Raw genomic sequence first — 23,891 nt, 5'->3', positions numbered from 1 at the left:
TGACGTTCACGGGAACTCCTGGGAACCCCGGGGCCACCGGGAACCCCCTGGAACTCCCGGGCAGGCCCTCGCCGACAGCAGGGCCCGATCAACGCGGCACGATGTCCGGCGCCCCCAGCCGCGCCGCGTCCGCCGTCTGGTCGTCCGGCTGACGCTGGGACTCCCGCTCCGCCTCGACCCGCTTCTCGTAGTGCTCCACCTCGCGCTCGATCTGGTCCTTGTCCCAGCCGAGCACCGGCGCCATCAGATCGGCGGCCTCGCGGGCGCTGCGCGTACCGCGGTCGAAGGTCTCGATGGAGATACGGGTGCGCCGGGTCAGCGCGTCGTCCAGGTGCCGCGCGCCCTCGTGCGAGGCGGCGTAGACGATCTCGGCCTTGAGGTAGTCCTCGGCGGCCGGAAGGGGTTGGCCCAGCGCGGGGTTGGCGGCGATGAGCTCGAATATCTCCTCGGCCAGCACACCGAACCGGTTCAGCAGATGCTCCACGCGGACCACATGGAGTCCGGTGCGCTGCGCGGTGCGCGCCCGCGCGTTCCACAGCGCCCGGTACCCCTCGGCCCCGAGCAGGGGGATGTCCTCGGTGACGCATTCGGCGACCCGCTGGTCGAGGCCGTGCACCGCCTCGTCGACCGCGTCCTTGGCCATCACCCGGTACGTCGTGTACTTGCCGCCCGCCACGACCACCAGTCCCGGCACCGGATGGGCCACGGTGTGCTCGCGCGAGAGCTTGCTGGTCGCGTCCGACTCGCCCGCGAGCAGCGGCCGCAGTCCCGCGTACACACCCTCCACGTCGTCGCGGGTCAAAGGCACCGAGAGCACCGAGTTCACACGCTCCAGCAGATAGTCGATGTCGGCGCTGGAGGCCGCGGGGTGGGCCTTGTCGAGGTTCCAGTCGGTGTCCGTGGTGCCGATGATCCAGTGCCGCCCCCAGGGGATCACGAAGAGGACGGACTTCTCCGTGCGCAGGATCAGACCCGTCGCGGCGTTGATCCGGTCCTTCGGCACGACCAGGTGGATGCCCTTGGAGGCCCGTACGTGGAACTGACCTCTCTCGCCCACCATGGCCTGGGTGTCGTCGGTCCACACGCCCGTGGCGTTGACGATCTGCTTGGCGTGGATCTCGTACTCCCCGCCGCCCTCGACGTCCTGCACCCTGGCGCCGACCACACGCTCGCCCTCGCGCAGGAATCCGGTCACGCGGGCACGGTTGGCGACCTTCGCGCCGTACGCCGCCGCCGTGCGCACCAACGTGGCCACATAACGGGCGTCGTCCACCTGTGCGTCGTAGTACTGCAACGCGCCGACCAGCGCGTCCTTCTTCAAGGCGGGTGCTATGCGCAGGGCGTGGGCGCGCGTCAGATGGCGGTGGGCGGGCAGTCCGCGTCCATGTCCGCTCGTCATCGACATGGCGTCGTACAGCGCGACGCCCGATCCCGCGTACAGCCGCTCCCAGCCCTTGTGCTGGAGCGGATAGAGGAAGGGCACCGGCTTCACCAGGTGCGGTGCCAGGCGTTCCAGAAGGAGCCCACGCTCCTTCAGGGCCTCGCGCACGAGGGCGAAGTCGAGCATCTCGAGATAGCGCAGGCCGCCGTGGATCAGCTTGCTGGACCTGCTGGAGGTGCCCGACGCCCAGTCACGTGCTTCGACCAGACCCGTGGACAGGCCGCGCGTCACGGCGTCGAGCGCCGTCCCCGCACCGACCACGCCCGCGCCCACCACCAGCACATCCAGCTCACGCTCGGCCATTCCCGCCAGGGACTCGGCGCGCTCCGCCGGCCCCAGTTTCGCTGTCCTCACCGCTGCCTCCCGCTGTCTGTCGCGCTGGCCGCACCTGTCCGGCGACGCCCGGCTCACGTCCCCCTGCCCCAAAGTCTGACCGCGATGTCCGTCATCGGCCACCACGCGCCCCCAGCCTGTGGACAACACTCCCGGAAACTCGCCCGCCCAATACCGCGAATCGGTCATATTTACTCCTAGTCTGACATTGCGCTCGCCCGTTCTGTCCACAGGGCTTGCGCACCTGTCCCGCTTCGGTTATTGGGAAGGACGGCCCACGCCATGCCCGCAGATCTCGCCGTCATCGGACTCGGACATCTCGGCCTGCCCCTGGCCCAGGCCGCCGTCGCCGCCGGCATCCCCACGCTCGGCTACAAGACCGGGCCGGAGGGCGGCTCACTCACACCGGCCGAACTGCGCCGGATGCTCTCGGGGGGCTTCCGGCCGACCACCAACCCCGCCGAACTCGGCCGAGTCCGCACCGCCGTCATCTGCGCCCCGACCCCACCCGTCCCCGACGGCACCCCCGACCTGGGCCAAGTGGCCTCGGCCGCCCGCACCCTGGCCGAACGGCTGCGCCCGCACACCACCGTGATCCTGGAGTCGTCGGTCCACCCCGGCACCACCGAGGACTTCCTGCGCCCGCTCCTCGAAGAGGGCTCGGGCCTGCGCGCGGGGCGCGACTTCCACCTCGCGTACTCACCCAGCCGCGTCGATCCCGGCAACCGGGACTTCACCCCCGCCAACACTCCCAAGGTCATCGGCGGCCTCACCTCCGCCTGCACCGAGTCGGCCGCCGCCTTCTACGGGCGCCTCACCGACAAGGTCGTACGCGCGCGTGGTCCCCGCGAGGCGGAGACCGTGCAGCTCCTGGAGAACAACTACCGGCACGTCAACATCGCCCTGGTCAACGAGATGGCCGTGCTCTGCCACGACCTGGGCGTCGACGTGTGGGACGTCATCCGCTGCGCCGAGACCAAGCCGTTCGGATTCCAGGCGTTCCGGCCGGGGCCGGGCGTCGGCGGCCACGGCATCGCCCAGGACCTGGCGGGCCACTCGGGCCGCACCCTCCGAATGGTCGAACTGGCCCAGCAGGTCAACAGCCACATGCCGCGGTACGTCATCCAGCGCGCCGCCACGCTCCTCAACGAACACGGGAAATCGGCCCGCGCCGCGCGCGTGCTCCTGCTCGGCGTCACCTACAAGCCCGATCTCGCCGACCAACAGGGCACGCCCGCCCACGAGATCGCCCTGCGCCTGATGGAGCTCGGCGCGACCGTCAGCTACCACGACCCGCACATCCCGGCCTGGAACGTCCTCGGCCGCCCCGTCCCGCGCGCCGACTCCCTCTACGAGGCCGCCGCCGACGCCGATCTCACGATCCTGCTCCAACAGCACCGCACGTACGACCTCCAGGGGCTCTCCGTGAAGGCCCAGCTCCTGCTGGACACCAGGGGAGCGACCCCGACCGGAGCCGCGCACCGGCTCTGACCCCGGCGAAACCCCTGGACGGGATGTCACTGCCGACTGCTACTGTGCGTCAGCTCTCGCACACCAGTGCGCCCGCGTCCCGGGCGCTCCCAGGTGTGCGCTCACATCCCTGGGGGGAACCACATGAGTCAGTCGTCTCCGCCGCCGTCCGGTCCACCGACCGACAACCCGTACGCGGACCAGAACCCGTACGCCGACCAGCCGGGCCGGCCGCCCGCGCCGCCGCAGGAGACGGCCCAGGCCGGGTTCCCGCAGCAGGGTGCCCCGCAGGGCGCACCCCAGCCGGGCTTCCCGATGGCCCCCGTCGCCCCGGCCGCTCCGGTGCGCGACAAGCTCGGGCTCGGCCTCGCGGCCGCCGTCGGTGCCGCCCTGGTCGCGGCGGGCGTCTACGGAGTCGTCATCGGACTCACCAAGCACGAGATCGGCTGGGCGGCCGTCGGCGTCGGCTTCCTGATCGGCCTCGCCGCGGGCCGCGTCGGCGGACGCAACCCGATCCTGCCGATCGCCAGCGTGATCCTTTCGGTGGCCTCGGTCTACCTCGGCCAGTTGGTCGGCGAGGCCATGCTCGGCGCCAAGGAGGTCGGCGTCGGCTTCAACGAGATCTTCTTCCACCACTTCGGTGTGGTCCAGGAAGCCTGGAAGGCCCAGGCCGACCCGCTGACCTTCCTCTTCTTCGCCATCGCCGCCTACGCGGCCTTCTCCGGCGCCAAGAAGGCCGGTCAGTAACCCAGCCCCGGTATGCGCGAGGGCCCGCCCACCTCATGGTGGACGGGCCCTTCGGCGTCGTACGAACCGCCGTACCGCGTCCGCTAGCGCTTGTGCTGCGCGTCCGCGACCGTCACCTCGACGCGCTGGAACTCCTTGAGCTCGCTGTAGCCGGTGGTGGCCATGGCGCGGCGGAGGGCGCCGAAGATGTTCATGGAGCCGTCGGGGATGTGCGAGGGCCCGGTGAGGATCTCCTCGATGGTCCCGACGGTGCCGAGGTCGACCTTCTTGCCGCGCGGCAGCTCCTCGTTGACCGCTTCCATGCCCCAGTGGTGGCCCCTGCCGGGCGCGTCCGTGGCGCGGGCCAGCGGGGAGCCCATCATCACCGAGTCGGCGCCGCAGGCGATCGCCTTGGGGAGGTCGCCGGACCAGCCGACACCGCCGTCCGCGATCACGTGCACATAGCGGCCGCCGGACTCGTCCATGTAGTCGCGGCGGGCCGCGGCCACGTCGGCGACGGCGGTCGCCATCGGGACCTGGATGCCCAGCACGTTGCGCGTGGTGTGCGCGGCGCCGCCGCCGAAGCCGACCAGGACACCGGCGGCGCCCGTGCGCATCAGGTGCAGCGCCGCCGTGTACGTGGCGCAGCCGCCGACGATCACGGGGACGTCGAGCTCGTAGATGAACTGCTTCAGGTTCAGCGGTTCGGCGGCACCGGAGACGTGCTCCGCGGAGACCGTCGTACCGCGGATGACGAAGATGTCCACGCCCGCGTCGACGACGGCCTTGGAGAACTGGGCCGTGCGCTGCGGCGACAGGGCGGCCGCGGTGACGACGCCCGAGTCGCGCACCTCCTTGATGCGCTGCCCGATCAGCTCCTCCTTGATGGGAGCGGCGTAGATCTCCTGGAGGCGGCGGGTCGCGGTGTCCGCGTCCAGCTCGGCGATCTCGTCGAGCAGCGGCTGCGGGTCCTCGTACCGCGTCCACAGGCCTTCGAGGTTCAGTACGCCCAGGCCGCCCAGCTCGCCGATGCGGATCGCGGTGGCCGGGGAGACGACCGAGTCCATCGGGGCCGCCAGGAACGGCAGCTCGAAGCGGTAGGCGTCGATCTGCCAGGCGATCGAGACCTCCTTCGGGTCTCGCGTACGGCGGCTCGGGACGACGGCGATGTCGTCGAAGGCGTACGCCCGGCGGCCGCGCTTGCCGCGCCCGATCTCGATCTCAGTCACGTGTGTGGCCTTTCCCTCTTCGTTTCTGCGCCTCCCAGTATCCCCGACACCTACGACAAGGGCGGCCCCGGAACCTCCGGAACCGCCCTCACGTACACGCACGGCCAGTCGTCAGTACAGGTGACGGCTAGTCGTTACGGCTGTAATTCGGCGCCTCGACCGTCATCTGGATGTCGTGCGGGTGGCTCTCCTTGAGGCCCGCCGAGGTGATCCGGACGAACCGGCCCTTGGACTCCATCTCGTCGATGGTGGCGGCGCCCACGTACCCCATGGTCTGGCGCAGACCGCCGACGAGCTGGTGCAGCACGTTGGCCAGCGGGCCGCGGTAGGGCACCTGGCCCTCGATGCCCTCGGGCACGAGCTTGTCGTCGGAGGCCACGTCCGCCTGGAAGTAGCGGTCCTTCGAGTACGACCTGCCCTGGCCCCGGGACTGCATGGCGCCGAGGGAACCCATGCCGCGGTACGACTTGAACTGCTTGCCGTTGATGAAGAGCAGCTCGCCGGGCGACTCCTCACAGCCCGCCAGGAGGCTGCCGAGCATCACCGTGTCGGCACCGGCGGCCAGCGCCTTGCCGATGTCGCCGGAGTACTGCAGACCGCCGTCGCCGATCACCGGGACACCCGCGGCACGGGCCGCGAGGGCCGCTTCGTAGATGGCGGTGACCTGCGGGACGCCGATGCCGGCGACCACACGGGTGGTACAGATCGAGCCGGGGCCCACGCCCACCTTGACGCCGTCGACGCCGGCGTCGATCAGGGCCTGGGCACCGTCACGGGTGGCGACGTTGCCGCCGATCACGTCGACGTGCACGCTCGACTTGATCTTCGCCATCCAGTTGAGCGCGTTGCTGTTGTGCCCGTGCGAGGTGTCGACGATCAGGAAGTCCACCCCGGCCTCGGCCAGCGCCTGAGCGCGCTCCAGCGCCTCGGGGCTGGCGCCGACGGCGGCACCCACCAGCAACCGGCCCTCGGCGTCCTTCGCGGCGTTCGGGTACTTCTCGGCCTTCACGAAGTCCTTGACCGTGATGAGGCCCTTGAGGACGCCCGCGTCGTCGACCAGCGGAAGCTTCTCGATCTTGTGGCGGCGCAGCAGTTCCATGGCGTCGGTGCCGGAGATGCCGACCTTGCCGGTGACCAGGGGCATCGGCGTCATGACCTCGCGCACCTGGCGCGAACGGTCGGTCTCGAAGGCCATGTCACGGTTGGTGACGATGCCGAGCAGCTTGCCGCCGCCGTCGGTGACGGGGACACCGCTGATGCGGAACTTGGCACACAGGGCGTCGGCCTCGGCCAGCGTCGCGTCCGGGTGCACCGTGATCGGGTCGGTGACCATGCCGGACTCGGAGCGCTTCACCAGGTCGACCTGGTTGACCTGGTCCTCGATGGAGAGGTTGCGGTGCAGTACACCGACGCCTCCCTGCCGGGCCATGGCGATCGCCATGCGCGACTCGGTCACCTTGTCCATCGCCGCGGAGAGCAGCGGGATGTTCACACGTACGTTGCGGGAGATACGCGACGAGGTGTCGACCGCGTTGGGCAGCACCTCGGAGGCGCCCGGCAGCAGCAGCACGTCGTCGTAGGTCAGCCCGAGTGTCGCGAATTTGGCGGGCACTCCGTCGACGTTGGCAGTCATGACACCTTCCCCAAATGGCCTTGATCGGTGCGGATGTCCATGCTAACGGGAAGCAAGGGTCTCCCATTCCACGGTTCGGATCGCCCTCGGGCTTCGTAGGTTCGTACGGGCGGGGTGGCGACGCCGTTCAGCTGTGGCCCGGGCCCGGTCCCCGCGGCAGAACGACGCGAACCCCACGCCTGCCAAAAAACCGGTCCGCCCCTTGGGAGGGCGGACCCGTCGCGTCGGCCGAAGCGTCCCCGGAGGTCCCGGTGTCGGCGGCCCCTGAGAGCCGCCTACTGCTCCGCCAGCGCCCGCAACCGGCTCAGTGCGCGGTGCTGGGCCACCCGAACGGCGCCCGGTGACATTCCCAACATCTGGCCCGTCTCCTCGGCCGTGAGGCCCACCGCGATGCGCAGCAGAAGCAGCTCGCGCTGGTTCTCGGGGAGGTTGGCCAGGAGTTTCTTGGCCCACTCGGCGTCGCTGCTGAGGAGAGCGCGCTCCTCCGGGCCGAGGGAGTCGTCGGGGCGCTCGGGCATCTCGTCCGAGGGAACCGCCGTCGAACCGGGGTGGCGCATCGCGGCGCGCTGCAGGTCGGCGACCTTGTGCGCGGCGATGGCGAAGACGAACGCCTCGAAGGGGCGCCCGGTGTCCTTGTAGCGCGGCAGCGCGAGGAGCACCGCTACGCAGACCTCCTGGGCCAGGTCCTCGACGAAGTGCCGCGCGTCGCCCGGAAGCCGGGAGAGGCGGGTGCGGCAGTAGCGCAACGCCAAGGGATGTACATGCGCGAGCAGGTCGTGCGTGGCCTGCTCGTCGCCGTCGACCGCGCGATGGACGAGCGCACCGATCACCGTCGTCTCGTCGTCGCGCATCGGTCCATGGTGCCTTGGCGTCGTCTTGTCCGTGGCACCGCGTCCGTAGTTGTGCACCGAAGCGTTATGAGCAGGTGCGCCGGAACTCATCTCCTGCGCCCTCCCCTTCCGCTCGACCGACTCGTCCCCGAGGAACTCCACACCTCAAGCATGCGGCATCCGCGGCGAAACGAGCAGCGGGCACTCGGCGGGCGTTGTTGTCGGCCCCGCCCACCATGAGGTAGGCGGGGTGCGTCGTACCCCCGCGACGGCTCACCTAACGAACCAGACCCCACCGGAAACCGAGCGCCACGGCGTGCGCGCGGTCCGAGGCGCCGAGCTTCTTGAAGAGCCGTCGGGCGTGCGTCTTCACGGTGTCCTCGGAGAGGAACAGCTCGCGGCCGATCTCGGCGTTGGAGCGGCCGTGACTCATGCCTTCCAGCACCTGGATCTCACGCGCCGTGAGCGTCGGCGCCGCGCCCATCTCGGCCGACCGCAGTCTGCGCGGGGCGAGCCGCCAGGTGGGGTCGGCGAGCGCCTGGGTCACGGTCGCGCGCAGCTCGGCGCGGGAGGCGTCCTTGTGCAGATAGCCGCGGGCCCCGGCGGCGACGGCGAGCGCCACACCGTCCAGGTCCTCGGCCACGGTGAGCATGATGATGCGCGCACCGGGGTCGGCGGACAGCAGCCGCCGAACGGTCTCGACGCCACCCAGTCCGGGCATGCGTACGTCCATCAGAATCAGGTCCGAGCGGTCGGCACCCCAGCGGCGGAGGACTTCCTCGCCGTTGGCTGCCGTCGTCACGCGCTCGACGCCGGGCACGGTCGCCACCGCTCGGCGGAGCGCCTCTCGGGCAAGCGGGGAGTCGTCGCAGACGAGGACGGATGTCATGGCCGCCCTCCGCAGCTGATGCGCGTCACCTTGAGCCTCCAGGCTGGTACGAATCGTCATCTGTGCGGTCGACACTCGCCGACGGAACTGCCGTCTGCCCGAGCGCTTGTTCCTTCAACCGCCTCCGCACTCTCAACGACGGTCACTCGAAAGAGTTACGGGGCAGTCGGTCGCCTTCGGCACTCTACGTGAGGGCGTGGACACGAGGCAGACATGCGCAACGGACCCTCAACGTTTCATCACAACCTATGCCCCATTCAGCCTGTTTTCTTCCCCTTTGCTGGTGTCTGCGGCTAGATTCGCAATGAGTCATATTTTCATCTCCTTAGATCGTAGATGTACGGTCGGTGGGCAGAGCGGCCCAGAACGGCAACAAGGGGACAAAGCAATGGCAGATTTCTCCCGCCTTCCCGGTCCGAACGCGGACCTCTGGGACTGGCAGCTCCTCGCGGCCTGCCGCGGGGTCGACAGCTCGCTCTTCTTCCACCCGGAGGGCGAGCGCGGTGCGGCACGGAGCGCTCGCGAGAACTCGGCCAAAGAGGTCTGCATGCGATGCCCGGTACGCGCCCAGTGCGCTGCGCACGCCCTGGCGGTGCGCGAACCGTACGGCGTATGGGGCGGCCTGACCGAGGACGAGCGCGAGGAACTCATGGGGCGGGCGCGCAACCGGCTGGTGGCGGCGTCGACCACCGGGAGCGGCGATCCCGCTTCGAACAACTGAAGGAACGTTTCTGCTTTTCCGTCCACCGTCGGGCACGCGCACGCGTGCCCGTGCTTTTGGGCGGCGTCAGCGGCTCGCGGCCCGCGCGAGTCGGTCGAGCGTCGCCGCCACCGCCGGCACCTGCGCCAGGTCCGGCAGGGTGAGTGCGACGATCTCGCGCCGCACCGGCGGCTCCACCGTCACGGTGCGCGCACCCTTGGGGCGTACGGACTCGATCGCGAGCTCGGGCAGGACCGCGACCCCGAGGCCCGCGCCGACCAGCCCGACCACGGCCGGGTAGTCGTCGGTGGCGAAGTCGATGCGGGGCACGAAGCCCGCGGCACGGCAGACCTCCACCAGTTGTCCGCGACAGCGCGGACAGCCCGCGATCCACGGCTCCCCGGCGAGTTCGGCGATCGCGACCGATCCGGCCCGCGCGAGCCGGTGCTTCTCGGGGACCAGCCCGACGAGCCGGTCCCGCAGCAGGGGCCGTACGACCAGGTCGTCCCACTCCTCGGCACCCGCGGCTCCCTCGTAGCGGAACGCGAGGGCGATGTCGCAGTCCCCCGCCCGGAGCTTCTCGACGGACTCCGGCGGCTCGGCCTCCTCGAGGGAGACACGAGTGCCGGGATGCGCGGCGCGCAGCGCGGCGAGGGCCGTGGGGACGAGCGTGGAACTGCCGCTGGGGAAGGAGACGAGCCGGACCCGGCCCGCGCGCAGGCCCGCGATCGCGGCGACCTCCTCCTCGGCCGCGGTCAGGCCCGCGATGATGCCCGCCGCGTGCCGGACCAGCGCCTCGCCCGCCTGGGTGAGGCGCATCTCGCGGCCGGTGCGGACGAGCAGCGGGGTGCCTACGGACGATTCGAGCGCCTTCATCTGCTGGCTGACGGCGGGCTGGGTGCAGCCCAGTTCACGTCCCGCCGCCGAGAAGGAGCCGGTGGCGGCGACGGCGCGCAGGACACGGAGATGACGGGCCTCGATCACCTTCCGAGCATAAGTGAGTCTTGGGTACGGCGGCGAATATTGCGTCGCTGCTTTGGTTCTCATCGCCTAGCGTGCTGTCATGAAGCTTCTGTCCCTGAACATCGGCCGTCCTCGGGCCGTCCCGTACACGGACCAGCCCGAGGGCGTGACCGGCATCGACAAGCGACCGGTGGGCGGGCCGGTGCGGGTGGCGGCACCCGGGCCCAAGGGGGTCGGCGCGAGCGGCCTCGCCGGAGACGCGGTGTGCGACCTGCGCCATCACGGCGGGAACGACCAGGCGGTGTACGCGGTCGCGCGCGAGGACCTCGACGACTGGGGGCGCGAGCTCGGCCGGCCGGTGGCGAGCGGCGCGTTCGGCGAGAACCTGACGACCCAGGGGCTCGACGTGTCCGGCGCGCGGATCGGCGAGCGCTGGCGCGTCGGCTCCGAGGTGGTCCTCGAAGTCACCTGCGGGCGCATCCCCTGCCGTACGTTCCAGGGGCACGTCGGTGAGCAGCGCTGGGTGAAGCGGTTCACCCAGAAGGGCGCGCCCGGCGCCTATCTGCGGGTGATCGAGCCGGGCGAAATACGGGCGGGCGACCCGATCGAGGTCGTGCACCGGCCCGACCACGAGGTGACGGTCGCCCTCGCCTTCCGCGCCGAGACGACCGAACGGGCGCTGCTGAAAAGGGTGTTGGCCGCGGGCGACGCGCTGCACCCGGAGTTGCTGGAGATGGCGGAGAAGTACGTGGCACGGCACAGCGGCTAGCCGCTCGGAGCGGGGGCGCGGCGCGGGGGCGCGAGGCGGGGCGTCCGGGGCGTGCGGGGAACTCGTGGAGCAAGATGGGCGTTGGGTGGCGGGCGCGCGGCGCGGCTGGTCAGGTCACTAGCCTTGGGCCATGACAACGGCTCTGATTACGGGATCGACCGCGGGCATCGGCGCCGCCTTCGCGCGGCGGCTGGCGGCTGACGGGCACAACCTCGTGCTGGTGGCGCGCGACACCGAGCGGCTGGGCGAGCAGGCGACCGAACTGCACGACCGGCACGGCATCGAGGCGGAGGTGCTGACCGCCGACCTGTCGACCGACGAGGGCATCGATGCGGTGGCCGCCCGCCTCTCCGACCGCAAGAACCCGGTCGACCTGCTGATCAACAACGCGGGCTTCGGCAACAAGGGCCACTATCTCGAGGTGTCGATGGCCGACGAGCTGACGATGCTCAAGGTGCACTGCGAGGCGGTGCTGCGGTTGACGTCGGCGGCGACCGAGGCCATGCGGGAGCGCGGCCGGGGCGGAGTCGTCAACGTCGCGTCGGTGGCCGCGTTCGTGCCGCGGGGTACGTACGGGGCGTCCAAGGCGTGGGTCGTGCAGTTCACGCAGGGCGCGGCGCGGGATCTGGCGGGCAGCGGCGTACGGCTGATGGCGCTGGCCCCCGGCTTCGTCCGCACCGAGTTCCACCAGCGGGCCGGGATGGGCACGGACAACATCCCGAACTGGATGTGGCTGGATGCGGACAAGCTGGTCGCGGCGGCGCTCGCGGACCTGGCCCGCGGCAAGTCGCTGTCCATCCCCGACCCCCGCTACAAGGCGCTGATGGGCCTGGTGAAGGTGGCGCCGCGAGGACTGCTGGGCGGGATCACGTCGAAGACGGGCCGGAAGTACGGCCCCCGGTAAGGGCCACCGCGCAGTGGGTGGTGTCGTCCCTCCGGTGGGAAACTGAGGGTGTTCAACCGGACCCAGGGGGCCGGAGGCGACGCCATGACATTCGTACAGCTCATCGATTGCAGGACCAGCCGGTTCGACGAGATGAACCAGCTGATGGACACATGGGTCGAGAGGACCAGGGGCAAGCGGACCGCGACGCACAGTGTGATCGGCAAGGACCGCTCCGACGCGACCCACTTCGTAGAGATCGTGGAGTTCCCCTCGTTCGAGGACGCGATGCGGAACTCGAACCTCCCCGAGACCGAAAGGATCTTCCAGGAGATGGTGGCGCTCTGCGACGGGCTGCCGACGTTCACCGACCTGGACGTGGTGCGGGACGAGCAGTTGTTCGCGGCGAACATCCGCAGGTTCTTCGAGACGTTGGCCGGCCCGGGTGAACTGCCGCCGCTCAACGGTCTGATGGTGGAGAGCTACCACGACCACGATCCCGCCAACGAGCAGGACACCATCGGCCTCGACGCGATGCGACGCGAGATCGAGATGTGGCGCGGCGGTTTCGACTTCACGTTCACCGTCGAGGACCAGCTCACCCAGGGCGACCGGGTCTGCACCCGGTGGGCCTGGAACGGTACCCACAAGGGCGACTTCATGGGGATCCCGGCGACCGGGAAGCAGGTCACCATGACCGGCACGACCGTCTTCCGCTGCCAGGAGGACGGGAAGATCGCCGAGGGCTGGTGGCAGTACGACCGGCTGGGGCTGTTGGCTCAACTGGGGGCGCTGGACGAGCTGGAGCAGTAGTGCGGTGCTCGGTGACGCGGTAGCCGGTGGTGCCGCGTACGGGAGAAGCCCCCGTTCCGTGCGGAACGAGGGCTTCTTCGGGAGTACGAGACTCAGTGGGAGTGCCCGTGGCCGTGGCCGTGACCGGCGTCGGCCTCCTCCTCGGCCGGCTTCTCGACGACCAGGGTCTCGGTCGTGAGGAGCAGGGAGGCGATGGAGGCGGCGTTCTCCAGGGCGGAGCGGGTGACCTTGACCGGGTCGATGACACCGGACTTGACCAGGTCGCCGTACTCGCCGGTGGCCGCGTTGAAGCCCTGGCCCTTGTCGAGCTCGGCGACCTTGGAGGTGATGACGTAACCCTCCAGGCCGGCGTTCTCGGCGATCCAGCGCAGCGGCTCGACGGCGGCCTTGCGGACGACCGCGACACCCGTGGCCTCGTCGCCGGTCTTGCCGAGGTTGCCCTCGAGGATCTTCACGGCGTGGACGAGCGCGGAGCCACCACCGGAGACGATGCCCTCCTCGACCGCGGCGCGGGTCGCGGAGATGGCGTCCTCCAGACGGTGCTTCTTCTCCTTGAGCTCGACCTCGGTGGCTGCGCCGACCTTGATCACGCACACGCCGCCGGCCAGCTTCGCGAGGCGCTCCTGGAGCTTCTCGCGGTCCCAGTCGGAGTCGGTGTTCTCGATCTCGGCCTTGATCTGGTTGACCCGGCCGAGGACCTCCTCGGAGTTGCCGCCACCGTCGACGATGGTGGTGTCGTCCTTGGTGACGGTCACACGGCGGGCGCTGCCGAGCACGTCCAGACCGACCTGGTCGAGCTTGAGGCCGACCTCCTCGGCGATGACCTGACCACCGGTGAGGGTGGCGATGTCGCCGAGCATGGCCTTGCGGCGGTCACCGAAGCCGGGGGCCTTCACGGCGACGGCGTTGAACGTGCCGCGGATCTTGTTCACGACCAGGGTCGACAGGGCCTCGCCCTCGACGTCCTCGGCGATGATCAGCAGCGGCCGGGAGGCGTTGGACTGGATGACCTTCTCCAGCAGCGGCAGCAGGTCCTGGATGGAGCTGATCTTGCCCTGGTGGATGAGGATGTACGGGTCGTCGAGGACGGCCTCCATACGCTCCTGGTCGGACACCATGTACGGCGACAGGTAGCCCTTGTCGAAGGCCATGCCCTCGGTGAAGTCCAGCTCCAGGCCGAAGGTGTTGGACTCCTCGACGGTGATGACACCGTCCTTGCCGACCTTGTCCATCGCCTCGGCGATGAGCTCGCCGACCTGCGGGTCCTGGGCGGACAGCGCGGCGACGGCGGCGATGTCCGACTTCTCCTCGATCGGGCGCGCGGTGGCGAGGAGCTCGTCCGAGACCGCCTTGACGGCCGCGTCGATGCCCTTCTTCAGCAGCGCCGGGGAGGCACCCGCGGCGACGTTCTTCAGGCCCTCGCGGACGAGCGCCTGGGCCAGCACGGTGGCGGTGGTCGTACCGTCACCCGCGATGTCGTTGGTCTTGGTCGCCACCTCCTTCACCAGCTGGGCGCCGAGGTTCTCGTACGGGTCGTCGAGCTCGACCTCGCGGGCGATGGTGACACCGTCGTTGGTGATGGTGGGTGCGCCGAACTTCTTGTCGATGACGACGTTGCGGCCCTTGGGGCCGATCGTCACCTTCACCGTGTCGGCAAGCTTGTTGACGCCGCGCTCGAGGGCGCGACGGGCGTCCTCGTCGAACTTCAGGATCTTCGCCATGGGAGCGATTCAGCCCTCTCGGAAAACTGGGGTGAACGAACCGCGCCCCCGACGCCCGGCTGGTTATGGTCGCGGGGGCCAGGGGCGCAGTTCACTGCAAAACTGGGTCAAACGGTGAAGCTCGGCGAACTACTTCTCGATGATCGCGAGCACGTCGCGAGCCGAGAGGACGAGGTACTCCTCGCCGTTGTACTTCACCTCGGTGCCGCCGTACTTGCTGTACAGCACGATGTCGCCGGTGCTGACGTCGAGCGGCAGGCGCTCGCCGTTCTCGAAGCGGCCCGGGCCCACGGCGAGGACGACGCCCTCCTGGGGCTTCTCCTTCGCGGTGTCCGGGATGACCAGGCCAGAAGCCGTGGTCTGCTCGGCGTCCAGCGGCTGGACCACAACACGGTCCTCGAGCGGCTTGATGGCAACCTTGGAGCTGGTGGTCGTCACGATCCGACCTCCCCCTTCGGAGATCTCACGGGGTTAACTGTCTGAGGTGGCGACCAGGTGGATCCGTCGTCGCGGGTGCCGGACCTGCCCGTCGCTATTGGCACTCTCCAGGGGGGAGTGCCAGGGCCGAGACTATGACCGCGGTTAGCACTCGGTCAAGCGGAGTGCCAAAGCGTCCGGCGTGGCGTGGGGTTTTTGGGCACCCAGCGCGCGTGTCGGCGCGCCCGGGGCGCACGGCGCGAGCCACCCTCAAGCCCTTGCCCTCTCGAAGGTCTAGAGGTAGTTCTCCAGGCGCGCCGGTGTGAAGCCCTCCGCCTGGATGCGCCGCAGGAGTCTGATCGTCGCCTCCGTGAGGTTGGGTTCCTCGAAGCCGGAGAGGATGTCACCCGGTCGCAGACGGCGGGCGTCGGGCTCCCGGCCGAGGACGACGGCCGCGACCCCGCAGTCGGCGGCGGCGTGCAGCGTGGTGGTGTCGTAGGTGCCGTAGGGGGGACGGAAGAGCCGGGGGCGGACGCCGAAGCGGGCCTTGAGCTTCTCCTGCTGGCCACAGATCTCGGCCCGCTGGCCCGCGTACGGCAGTCCGCGCAGCGAGGCGTGGTGCAGGGTGTGGTTCTGCACGCTCGCGCCGACCGTCCGCAGCTGGGCGAAGTGCCCGTACCCCGGCCCGACGACGCTGTCCGTGAGGAACATGCTGACCGGCAGCCGCAGGTCACGGACCATGTCGACGAACCGCGGATCGCGCTCGGCACCGTCGTCGTACGTCAGGAAGACCACCTTGTCGCGGGTGTGTACGCGGTCCACGACAGGGGCCAGCCCCGGCGCCGCGCCGCGGAGGGCGGGCCGGGCGGGTTGCCGCGGCGCGGCGGCGAGCGGGGTGGGCAGCCCCCAGTGCCGGTACGTCGCCGGGGTCGGGCCGTTCGGCCTGGACCTGCGCACCTCCTGCGCGGCCTTCTTGCCCAGCCGTTCGATCGGGTCGACGGACTGGGCACAGCCGGTGCAGTTGGTCAGGAGCGCCGCGGTGAGCGCCCCCGCGACCAGCGCCCGCGTTCTCACAGGTAGTCCTCCAGCCGTGCCACCGCGTACCCCTTGTCGGTGACCAGCTTCAGGAATCGGCGGACCATGTCGGGCATGGTGCCGTCCCAGTCCTCCCTGCCGCGGAAGTGGGTGAGGACGATGTCGCCGGGGTGCAGGTCGCGGTCCCAGTCGCGGTACTCCCAGTGGTCGACGAAGACCTCCTCGTCCCAGATCGGCGCGTACTTGATGCCGCAGGACTTGGCGGCACGCAGGGTGTCCTGGTTGTAGTTGCCGTAGGGCGGCCTGAAGACCTTCGGACGCTTGCCGAACTGCTTCTCCATGATGTCCTGCATGCCGCAGATCTCGTCCCGCTGCTCCTCGTACGACAGCCCCGGCAGGTAGGGGTGGGTGAGGGTGTGGTTGTTGAGGGTGACGCCCCGGTCGCGCATCTTCCGGAAGTACCCGTAGTCGTCCTTGACCAGGTAGTTGCTCAGGAAGGCGGTGTACGGGATCTTCAGGTCGCTCATCATCCTGAGGAACGCCGGGTCCTTCTCGGAGCCGTCGTCGATGGTGAGGAAGACGACCTTGTCCTTGGTGGGGACGGTCGTGAAGACCGGCGGCAGGCCGAGCTCTTCCTGATCGGTGACCTCGAAGCCGTCGCGGGGTCCGATGACCGGCTTCCTCGCCGGGGCCGGCGGCGCGGCCAACGGGACCTTCGCGAGCCCCCAGTGCTTGGCCGCGACGGCCCGGGCGGCCTGTTGCGCGCGGAGTCTGGCGGCGTAGGAGTCGAGAGCGCGGGCCGGGGGCGCGTGCAGCGCCTGCTGGGGTCCCTCGACGGGACGGGCGCCGTTGGTGTCGTCGTCGGCGCAACCGGACGCGAGGGCGGCGACGGCGAGGACGGCCACCCCGCCCCACACGCGCACCCTCTTTGCGTTGTTTTTGTACTTTTGTCGTACTGGTCGCATGGTGTCGGATCCTCGCAGGCCACCGCTCGTCCGGGGCTCCGACACCGCGACCGGGGACGCACCGTCCACCGACTGGCCCACACCCACCCGCGCTGACCGACAATGGGCCGGTGAACGACGTCTCCTTCGCCTCTCTCCTCACCCCCGAGGGCCGCGCCCTGCTCGACGAGGTGCGCGGCACCGAACCGGCCCAGGAGCTCGCCGTCGCCACCCGGCTGCGCCGCGACCATCCGGCCGACCTGGTCTCGGCGGCACTCGGGCAGGCGCGGCTGCGGCAGCGGGCCGCGGCGAAGTTCGGCGCCGAGGACGCGGAGCGGATGTATTTCACCCCGAACGGGGTCGAGCAGTCGACGCGCACCACGGTCGCAGCCCATCGCGCGCGGCGGCTGCGGTCCCTGGGTGTGCGCTCGGTCGCCGACCTGTGCTCCGGCATCGGCGGCGACGCGATCGCGCTGGCCCGTGCCGGGATCCGCGTCCTCGCCGTCGACCGCGACCCGCTGACGGTGGCGGTGGCGCGCGCGAACGCCGAGGCGCTCGGGCTCGCCGACCTGATCGAGGTGCGCGAGGCCGATGTCACCGAGGTCGGCACGGAGGCGTACGACGCGGTCTTCGTGGACCCGGCGCGGCGCGGCGGACGCGGCCGCATCTTCGATCCGGAGGCGTACTCGCCCCCGCTCTCGTGGGCGATCGCGACGGCCCTGAAGGCCCCGCTCGCCGCCCTGAAGATCGCCCCTGGCATCCCCCACGAGGCGGTCCCCGCCGAGGCCGAGGCCGAGTGGATCTCGGACGCCGGTGACGTGAAGGAGGCGGTGCTGTGGTTCGGCACCGAGCCGGGGCTGGTGCGGGCCACCCTGTTGCCCGGCCCGCGCGAGCTGCGCGGCCGCGGCCTGCCCGACCCCGCGGTGCGAGAGGTCGGGCGCTACCTGTACGAGCCCGACGGCGCCGTCATCCGCGCCCATCTGGTCGCCGAGGTCGCCGAGGAAGTCGACGGCGGCCTCGTCGACGAGACGATCGCGTACATCACGGCGGACGAACTCCGCCCGACGTCGTACGCCGCCGCCTACGAGATCACCGACCGGCTTCCCTTCAACGTGAAGAAGTTGAAGGCGCTGCTGCGGGAGCGGGGCGTCGGGGTACTGACGGTGAAGAAGCGGGGGTCGGCGGTCGAGCCGGAGGAACTCCGCAAGAAGGCCCTGCCCAAGCAGCACGGCCCCCACGCGGCCACCGTCTTCCTGACCAGGGTCGCGGGGGCACCGACGATGCTGCTCGGCCACCCGGCCCAGCGCTCCTAGAGGGCGTGCACGGCGTCGCGGGGCGGACGGGAATGTGACGACAGGGCCTAGCGGCAGGCCCGCGCCCTCGTCTCCAGCAGCTCGCGTTCCCGTTCGTTGCGGGCCAGGCCCGCGGCTCGTTCGAACTCCGCGCGGGCCTCCTTCGTGCGGCCGAGGCGGGCCAGCAGGTCGCCCCGGACGCTGGGCAGCAGGTGGTAGTCGCGCAGGGCCGGTTCGCCGGCCAGCCGGTCGACGATCTCCAGCGCCGGGGCGGGGCCCTCGGCCATGGAGACGGCGACGGCACGGTTCAACTCCACCACGGGAGACGGGGAACGGGTCGCCAGCAGTCCGTACAGGGTGGCGATCTGCCGCCAGTCCGTGTCCTCGTACGCGTACGCCTGGGCGTGGCAGGCGGCGATGGCGGCCTGGAGGGCGTACGGGCCAGGGGGTCCGGTGGTGACGGCGCTCGCCCGGCCGAGGGCGGCGAAGCCGCGGCGGATCAGCAGGCGGTTCCAGCGGCGCCGGTTCTGGTCCTTGAGGAGGACGGGCTCGCCCGAGGGGCCGGTGCGGGCGGCGGCGCGGGACTCCTGGAGTTCCAACAGGGACACCAGCCCGTGCACTTCGGGCTCCTTGGGCATCAACTCGGCGAGTACGCGGGCCAGTCGCAGCGCGTCCTCGCACAGGGCGGGGCGCAGCAGGTCGTCGCCCGCCGTGGCCGCGTACCCCTCGTTGAAGACCAGGTAGATGACCTCGAGCACGGATCCGAGGCGGGCCTCGCGGTCCGGGCCGTAGGGGACCTCGAAGGGGACGCCCTTCGCCGCCAGGGTCCGCTTGGCGCGCACGATGCGCTGGGCGACGGTCGCCTCCGGGGCGAGGAAGGCGCGGGCGATCTCGGGGGTGGTCAGACCGCCGACGAGGCGCAGGGTGAGAGCGATGCGGGCCTCGGCGGAGAGGACGGGGTGGCAGGCGGTGAAGACGAGCCGCAGCAGGTCGTCGTCGATGTCGTCCGGGTCGGAGGGTTCGTCGAGGTGGTGCGGGGCGGTCACCGAGAGGTCCCGCCCCACCTCCGCCAGCTTGCGCGCGTACTGCTCCCGGCGGCGTACGAGATCGATCGCACGACGCTTGGCCGTGGTCGTCAGCCAGGCGCCCGGGTTGTCCGGGACGCCGTCCCGGGGCCATTGCTCCAGCGCCGCGACCAGGGCGTCCTGCGCGAGCTCCTCGGCGATGCCGACGTCGCGGACGATGCGGGAGACGCCCGCGATGACGCGGGGCGACTCGATCCGGAAGATCGTCTCGACGGCTTCGACCGCTTCGACGGCATCTCGGGTGGCCCCGGACGCGACGGGTTGCGTGACGGGCGTGACGGTGGGCTGTTGCTCTTCCACAACCCACCATCAGACACCCACGGCGACCGCAGGCCAAGGAATGGCCAGGGCCTTTCCGGCGGATCAGGCCGGAGGGAAGCAACGGTGCCTCACCGGCGCAGGTGTGCGTGCCAAGCCCCGCGTCTGCGGCATGAGCCGCCGGACAGGCCCTAGCCCTCGGCGATCTCCCGCACCTCGCAGGTCACCGTCCAGTGCTCCTCGTGCACCTTCAGGAACCGCTTGGTCCACTCCAGGGCCTCGGCCATGTCCTTGCACTGCATGAGCGCGTAGCCGCCGACGACCTCCTTGGACTCGGTGAAGGGCCCGTCGGTGACGGACAGCTGCCCGCCCGACCAGTGCACCCGCTTGCCCTGGGCGGACGGCGTCAGCCCGGCGGTGTCGAGCATGACCCCCGCCTTGGTGATCTCCTCGATCAGCTCGCCCATCCGCTGCATCAGCTCCGGGCTCGGGCCTTCGGCGGGCGCGGTGCTCTCGTCGATCTGGACCAGCGACAGGTAACGCGGCATGGTGACTCCTCGTGTGCGTGGTGCCTCGGAGGCGGGGCTTCTCCCTGCCTCTCACCCGTGCGTCGAACGGGAGACGCCCGTTTCGACACCGTCCCCGAAAATCTTGGAACTTTCTCGCCGGGCGCTGCCGCGGGGTTCGTGTGGGCAGGGTCCTCGTATGCCCTTCGACCACAACGATCACTACCACCGGATGCTGCTGCGGAAGTTGCCGAAACACGGGCGTGTCGCCCTCGACGTCGGCTGTGGCACCGGGGGTTTCGCGCGGCGGATGGCGGCGCGGGGTTATGAGGTCGACGCCGTCGATCCGTCGGCCGAGGTGATCGCCGTGGCGCGGCGGATCGGGGTGGCCCCCGGTTCCGGCGGACGGACGTGGCCTCCGCCGCGCTGCCGAAGGGGCACTACGACGTCATCACCTGTCTGGCGAGCCTGCACCCGGCCTTGGGGACCAGCGGAACAGCCAGTAACGCTAAGCACTTGATCTTGGGCTTCTAGCACAGGTGATCGGTGCCGTGCGGGGATTCGGCGGAAGGTCCCCGATCGCTGGTGGGGGATGGCTACGGTCCGCCGCATGCCGGTGGAATTTCTGACTGATGAGCAGGCTGAGGCGTATGGGAAGTTCGCCGAGGAGCCGACGAAGCCCGAGCTGGAGCGGTTCTTCTTCCTTGATGACGAGGACCTGAAGCTGATCGCGAAGCGGCGCGGCGACCACAACCGTCTCGGCTTCGCGCTTCAGATGTGCACGGTGCGGTACATCGGGCTGTTCCTGGAGGCCCCCTCGCGGTGCCGTGGCCGGTCGTCGAGCATCTGGCCGAGCAGCTGGGGATCGGGGATGTCTCCCAGATCAAGCGGTATACCGAGCGCAGGCCGACGCCGTACGAGCACGCGTGGGAGATACGTGACGCGTACGGCTATCACCAGTATGAGGACCACGACCAGGGCCGGAAGTTCAGGGCCTTCCTGCACGGCCGGGCGTGGACGGCGCACGCGGAGGGGCCGAAGGCTTTGTTCGATCACGCGGTGGGCTGGCTGCGCCGCAACCGGGTGCTGCTGCCGGGAGTGAGTGTGCTGGCCCGGCAGGTCGCCGAGGTCCGCGGCGTCGCGGACAAGCGGCTGCACGCCACGGTCGCCAGGGCGGCCCGGCGGGCGGACCCGGCTCTGCCCGGCGACCTGGTTGCCACGCTGAAGACGCCGGAGGGCAAACGGCATTCGGAGCTGGAGCGGATGCGCCGGCCGCCGACGCGGACCACCGGCACCGCGATGAAGGCCGCGTTGCAGCGGGTCGAGGACATCGCCGCCTTCCAGTTGGGCCGTCTCAGGCTGGAGCAGGTTCCGCCGAACCGGCTGTCCGCGCTGGCCCGGTACGGGCTGGGCACCAAGGCGCCGAAGCTGGAGCGGACCCCGGAGCCCAAGCGCACGGCGATGCTCACCGCGGTGATGCGCCACTTGGAGGCGAAGGCGATCGACGACGCGCTGGACCTTTTCGAGATCCTGATGGCCACCCGGCTGATCAGCTCCGCGAGGCGGTCCACGGACAAGCAGCGCCTGTCCACGCTGCCGCAGTTGGAGAAGGCGGCACGGATCACCGCCCGGGTCTCGAAGGTGATCATCGAGGAGCTGGAGCTCATCGAGGGGAGCGGCTGCGATGTCGACGTGGCCGGGCTGTGGCGGGCCTTGGAGGAGGTCGCGCCTCGGGCCGCGCTCTCCAGCGCGGCGGCCACGGTGGTGAGCCTGGTGCCGGAGGACGACGACACGGCGGAGACCGCGCTGCGTGGGGCGCTGGCGCTGCGCTACAACACCGTCAGGCCGTTCCTGTCGCTGCTGGGTGAGTCGAAGGCGCTGGACGCGGCGCCCGCCGGCAGACGGATCCTCACTGGGGTGCAGCGGCTCCCGGCTCTCTCCCGGCGGAAGGTGGGCGAGAAGCCGCTGCTGCCGCGCGAGGTCGACGACAAGCTGGTGCCGGCGCACTGGCGCAAGGCCGTGTACGCGAACGCGGAGCTGCCGCAGGGGGCGGTGGACCGGGATGCGTACGTGGTGTGTGTGCTGGAGCAGCTGTTCGGCGCGCTGAGGCGCCGCGACATCTTCGCCTCGCCCTCGCACCGCTGGTCCGACCCGCGAGCCCGGCTGCTTCAGGGCAAGGGTGGGAGGCGGTGCGCGAGGACGTCCTGGCCGGCCTGAGCCTGGCCGAGGACGCCGAACAGCACCTTCGGGAACTGGTCGCCGTGCTGGACGCGACGTGGAAGCAGATGGCCGAGCGCCTTCAGGAGGCGGGCTCCGACGCGAAGATCAGCATCGAGGTGCAGCCCAACGGCCGGGCGAAGCTGAACGTGGAGAAGCTCCATGCGCTCGGTGAGCCGAAGTCGCTGAAGTGGCTGCGCGAGCGTGTCGAGAAGATGCTTCCGAAGATCGACCTGCCGGACCTGCTGTTCGAGGTGTACTCATGGACCGGGTTCCTGGACGCTTTCGTGCATCTGGACGACGGCAGAACCCGGATGAAGGACCTGACCACCTCGGTCGTCGCCCTGCTGGTGAGCGAGGCGTGCAACATCGGGATGACCCCGGTCATCAACCCCAACCACGAGGCTCTGACCCGCTCCCGGCTGGTCCACGTCGACCAGTACTATCTGCGCGCCGACACCATCGCCGCGGCGAACGCGGCCCTGATCGCCGCCCAGGCCCAGGTGCCCATCGTCGAGCACTGGGGAAAGGGGCTGCTGGCCTCCGTCGACGGCCTGCGGTTCGTCGTCCCCGTCCGCACCATCAACGCCGCCCCCTCACCCAAGTACTTCGCGAAGAAGACCGGCATCACATGGCTGAACGCCATCAACGACCAGGTCATCGGCATCGGACAGATGGTGGTGCCCGGCACCCCGCGTGACTCCCTGTTCATCCTGGACGCCTTGTTGAACCTGGACGGCGGAGTGAAGCCGGAGATGGTCGCCACCGACAACGCCTCCTACTCCGACATGGTCTTCGGCATCTTCAAGCTGCTCGGCTACCGCTTCTCCCCGCGCTTCAAGGACCTTCAAGACCAGAGGTTCTGGAAGGCCCAGATGCCCGGCGCCGAGACGGCCGGCGAGTACGGGCCGCTGGAGGCGATCGCGCGGAACAAGGTGAACGTGAAGAAGGTGATCACGCACTGGCCGGACATGCTGCGGGTCGCCGGCTCCCTGGTCACCAACCAGGTCCGCGCCTACGACCTGCTGAGGATGTTCGGCAGAGAAGGGCATCCCGCCCCGCTGGGGCAGGCGTTCGCCGAGTACGGGCGCATCGCCAAAACCCTGCACCTGCTCGCCGTCGTCGACCCGGTCGACGACACCTACCGCCGCCAGATGCACAAACAGCTCACCGTCCAGGAATCCCGCCACAAGCTCGCCCGCGACATCTGCCACGGCAAGAAGGGCACCATCCACCAGGCGTACCGGGACGGGATGGAGGACCAGCTCGGGGCGCTGGGGCTCGTGCTGAACGCCGTGGTCCTTTGGACGACGCGCTACATCGACGCCGCCGTCGCCCAGCTCCGCGCGGAGGGCTACGAGATCCGCGACGAGGACGTCGCCCGGCTCTCCCCGCTCAAGCACAAGAATCTGAACGTCCTGGGCCGGTACAACTTCACCGCCTCCCAGCCGGTGAAGGGGCTGCGGCCCCTGCGCGACCCGGATGCTGTCGACCTCGACGATGACGACGACGGCCAGGAGGAGTGAGCGCCGCATCCGCCGTCCGGGGCGGGTCGTTGTACTTCGAGAAGACCACCGCCGACCGGCGGGGCAGTGAGAAGGGGGCGCCGGTATGACCGTGACGGACTCGCACGACGAGATGAGGGAGCACCTGCGGGAGGCCAACGAGCGGTTCGCCGCCGACCGCAGGGACGCGCCGATGGCCATCCGCTTCGAACCCATCGAGGCGACCTGACCT

Annotated in this window: 21 protein-coding genes and 1 pseudogene; 10 read left to right on the top strand and 12 right to left on the bottom strand. The window is 70.2% G+C overall.

The window, feature by feature from the left end; translation table 11 throughout:
- Positions 1-88 precede the first annotated feature (88 nt).
- Positions 89-1,795, bottom strand: coding sequence for a glycerol-3-phosphate dehydrogenase/oxidase (locus tag AAFF41_RS28745; RefSeq protein WP_343324830.1), 1,707 nt, complete (start codon positions 1,793-1,795; stop codon positions 89-91).
- 261 nt (positions 1,796-2,056) lie between these two features.
- On the opposite strand from AAFF41_RS28745, the gene AAFF41_RS28740 reads away from it, so the two are divergent.
- The gene (locus tag AAFF41_RS28740; protein WP_319751756.1) at positions 2,057-3,265 is read left to right on the top strand and encodes a nucleotide sugar dehydrogenase; all 1,209 of its coding nucleotides are present in this window, start codon (positions 2,057-2,059) and stop codon (positions 3,263-3,265) included.
- A 123-nt stretch (positions 3,266-3,388) separates the two neighbouring features.
- Positions 3,389-3,991 carry a hypothetical protein gene (locus AAFF41_RS28735; protein ID WP_343324829.1) on the top strand — a complete coding sequence of 201 codons (603 nt, stop codon included), beginning with the start codon at positions 3,389-3,391 and terminating at the stop codon, positions 3,989-3,991.
- Between the two features lie 83 nt (positions 3,992-4,074).
- Here the strand turns inward: AAFF41_RS28735 and AAFF41_RS28730 are convergent, their stop codons facing one another.
- From AAFF41_RS28730 to AAFF41_RS28715, 4 genes are all read right to left on the bottom strand, one after another.
- On the bottom strand, positions 4,075-5,199 hold the full coding sequence (locus AAFF41_RS28730) for a GuaB3 family IMP dehydrogenase-related protein (protein ID WP_010986406.1): 1,125 nt from the start codon (positions 5,197-5,199) through the stop codon (positions 4,075-4,077).
- A gap of 127 nt (positions 5,200-5,326) precedes the next feature.
- On the bottom strand, positions 5,327-6,832 hold the full coding sequence (gene guaB, locus AAFF41_RS28725; RefSeq protein WP_060901470.1) for an IMP dehydrogenase: 1,506 nt from the start codon (positions 6,830-6,832) through the stop codon (positions 5,327-5,329).
- A 275-nt stretch (positions 6,833-7,107) separates the two neighbouring features.
- Positions 7,108-7,683, bottom strand: a complete 576-nt coding sequence (locus tag AAFF41_RS28720) for a sigma-70 family RNA polymerase sigma factor (protein WP_060901477.1) — start codon at positions 7,681-7,683, stop codon at positions 7,108-7,110.
- A gap of 256 nt (positions 7,684-7,939) precedes the next feature.
- The gene (locus AAFF41_RS28715; protein ID WP_003948568.1) at positions 7,940-8,551 is read right to left on the bottom strand and encodes a response regulator transcription factor; all 612 of its coding nucleotides are present in this window, start codon (positions 8,549-8,551) and stop codon (positions 7,940-7,942) included.
- Between the two features lie 388 nt (positions 8,552-8,939).
- Here AAFF41_RS28715 and AAFF41_RS28710 point away from each other — a divergent pair, with 388 nt between their 5' ends.
- On the top strand, positions 8,940-9,272 hold the full coding sequence (locus AAFF41_RS28710) for a WhiB family transcriptional regulator (protein ID WP_060901471.1): 333 nt from the start codon (positions 8,940-8,942) through the stop codon (positions 9,270-9,272).
- Positions 9,273-9,338: 66 nt separating this feature from the next.
- Here AAFF41_RS28710 and AAFF41_RS28705 read toward each other — a convergent pair whose 3' ends face one another.
- Positions 9,339-10,235, bottom strand: a complete 897-nt coding sequence (locus tag AAFF41_RS28705) for a LysR family transcriptional regulator (protein WP_319751758.1) — start codon at positions 10,233-10,235, stop codon at positions 9,339-9,341.
- Positions 10,236-10,314: 79 nt separating this feature from the next.
- Between AAFF41_RS28705 and AAFF41_RS28700 the strand changes: the two genes are divergently transcribed.
- The 3 genes from AAFF41_RS28700 to AAFF41_RS28690 all read left to right on the top strand — a co-directional run bounded on the left by AAFF41_RS28700 (position 10,315) and on the right by AAFF41_RS28690 (position 12,679).
- Complete coding sequence (locus AAFF41_RS28700; RefSeq protein ID WP_319751759.1) at positions 10,315-10,983, top strand: MOSC domain-containing protein; 669 nt, start codon at positions 10,315-10,317, stop codon at positions 10,981-10,983.
- Between the two features lie 130 nt (positions 10,984-11,113).
- A complete protein-coding gene (locus AAFF41_RS28695) occupies positions 11,114-11,887 on the top strand; it encodes an SDR family NAD(P)-dependent oxidoreductase (RefSeq protein WP_343324828.1) in 774 nt (257 codons plus the stop codon).
- 84 nt (positions 11,888-11,971) lie between these two features.
- A complete protein-coding gene (locus tag AAFF41_RS28690; protein ID WP_343324827.1) occupies positions 11,972-12,679 on the top strand; it encodes an ester cyclase in 708 nt (235 codons plus the stop codon).
- A gap of 92 nt (positions 12,680-12,771) precedes the next feature.
- Here AAFF41_RS28690 and groL read toward each other — a convergent pair whose 3' ends face one another.
- The 4 genes from groL to AAFF41_RS28670 all read right to left on the bottom strand — a co-directional run bounded on the left by groL (position 12,772) and on the right by AAFF41_RS28670 (position 16,817).
- Entirely contained in the window at positions 12,772-14,400 is a 1,629-nt protein-coding gene (gene groL / locus AAFF41_RS28685) for a chaperonin GroEL (protein ID WP_060901475.1), read from the bottom strand.
- A 129-nt stretch (positions 14,401-14,529) separates the two neighbouring features.
- The gene (groES, locus tag AAFF41_RS28680; protein WP_060901476.1) at positions 14,530-14,838 is read right to left on the bottom strand and encodes a co-chaperone GroES; all 309 of its coding nucleotides are present in this window, start codon (positions 14,836-14,838) and stop codon (positions 14,530-14,532) included.
- 273 nt (positions 14,839-15,111) lie between these two features.
- Positions 15,112-15,891 (bottom strand): polysaccharide deacetylase family protein, encoded by a 780-nt coding sequence (locus AAFF41_RS28675; RefSeq protein WP_319751762.1) that lies wholly within the window; start codon positions 15,889-15,891, stop codon positions 15,112-15,114.
- The gene (locus AAFF41_RS28670) at positions 15,888-16,817 is read right to left on the bottom strand and encodes a polysaccharide deacetylase family protein (protein ID WP_319751763.1); all 930 of its coding nucleotides are present in this window, start codon (positions 16,815-16,817) and stop codon (positions 15,888-15,890) included. Before AAFF41_RS28670 ends, AAFF41_RS28675 begins: the two co-directional genes overlap by 4 nt.
- A 110-nt stretch (positions 16,818-16,927) precedes the next feature.
- On the opposite strand from AAFF41_RS28670, the gene AAFF41_RS28665 reads away from it, so the two are divergent.
- A complete protein-coding gene (locus tag AAFF41_RS28665) occupies positions 16,928-18,109 on the top strand; it encodes a class I SAM-dependent methyltransferase (RefSeq protein WP_319751764.1) in 1,182 nt (393 codons plus the stop codon).
- Positions 18,110-18,156: 47 nt separating this feature from the next.
- Here AAFF41_RS28665 and AAFF41_RS28660 read toward each other — a convergent pair whose 3' ends face one another.
- A complete protein-coding gene (locus AAFF41_RS28660; RefSeq protein WP_415925967.1) occupies positions 18,157-19,473 on the bottom strand; it encodes an RNA polymerase sigma factor in 1,317 nt (438 codons plus the stop codon).
- A gap of 149 nt (positions 19,474-19,622) precedes the next feature.
- Entirely contained in the window at positions 19,623-19,979 is a 357-nt protein-coding gene (locus AAFF41_RS28655) for a YciI family protein (protein WP_060901481.1), read from the bottom strand.
- Here AAFF41_RS28655 and AAFF41_RS28650 point away from each other — a divergent pair.
- The 3 genes and pseudogenes from AAFF41_RS28650 to AAFF41_RS28640 all read left to right on the top strand — a co-directional run bounded on the left by AAFF41_RS28650 (position 19,978) and on the right by AAFF41_RS28640 (position 23,888).
- Entirely contained in the window at positions 19,978-20,457 is a 480-nt protein-coding gene (locus AAFF41_RS28650) for a class I SAM-dependent methyltransferase (protein ID WP_343324826.1), read from the top strand. The two genes, AAFF41_RS28655 and AAFF41_RS28650, sit on opposite strands and share 2 nt — an antisense overlap.
- Positions 20,458-20,547: 90 nt before the next feature.
- Positions 20,548-23,680 (top strand): annotated as a pseudogene (locus tag AAFF41_RS28645) (Tn3 family transposase).
- An 85-nt stretch (positions 23,681-23,765) separates the two neighbouring features.
- Complete coding sequence (locus AAFF41_RS28640; protein WP_319751766.1) at positions 23,766-23,888, top strand: hypothetical protein; 123 nt, start codon at positions 23,766-23,768, stop codon at positions 23,886-23,888.
- Positions 23,889-23,891: the final 3 nt, after the last annotated feature.

This window comes from Streptomyces mirabilis, from assembly GCF_039503195.1.
Lineage (GTDB): Bacteria > Actinomycetota > Actinomycetes > Streptomycetales > Streptomycetaceae > Streptomyces > Streptomyces mirabilis_D.
The sequence above is the reverse complement of the archived record's forward strand: the minus strand, read 5'-3'. Positions and strand labels throughout refer to the sequence as shown.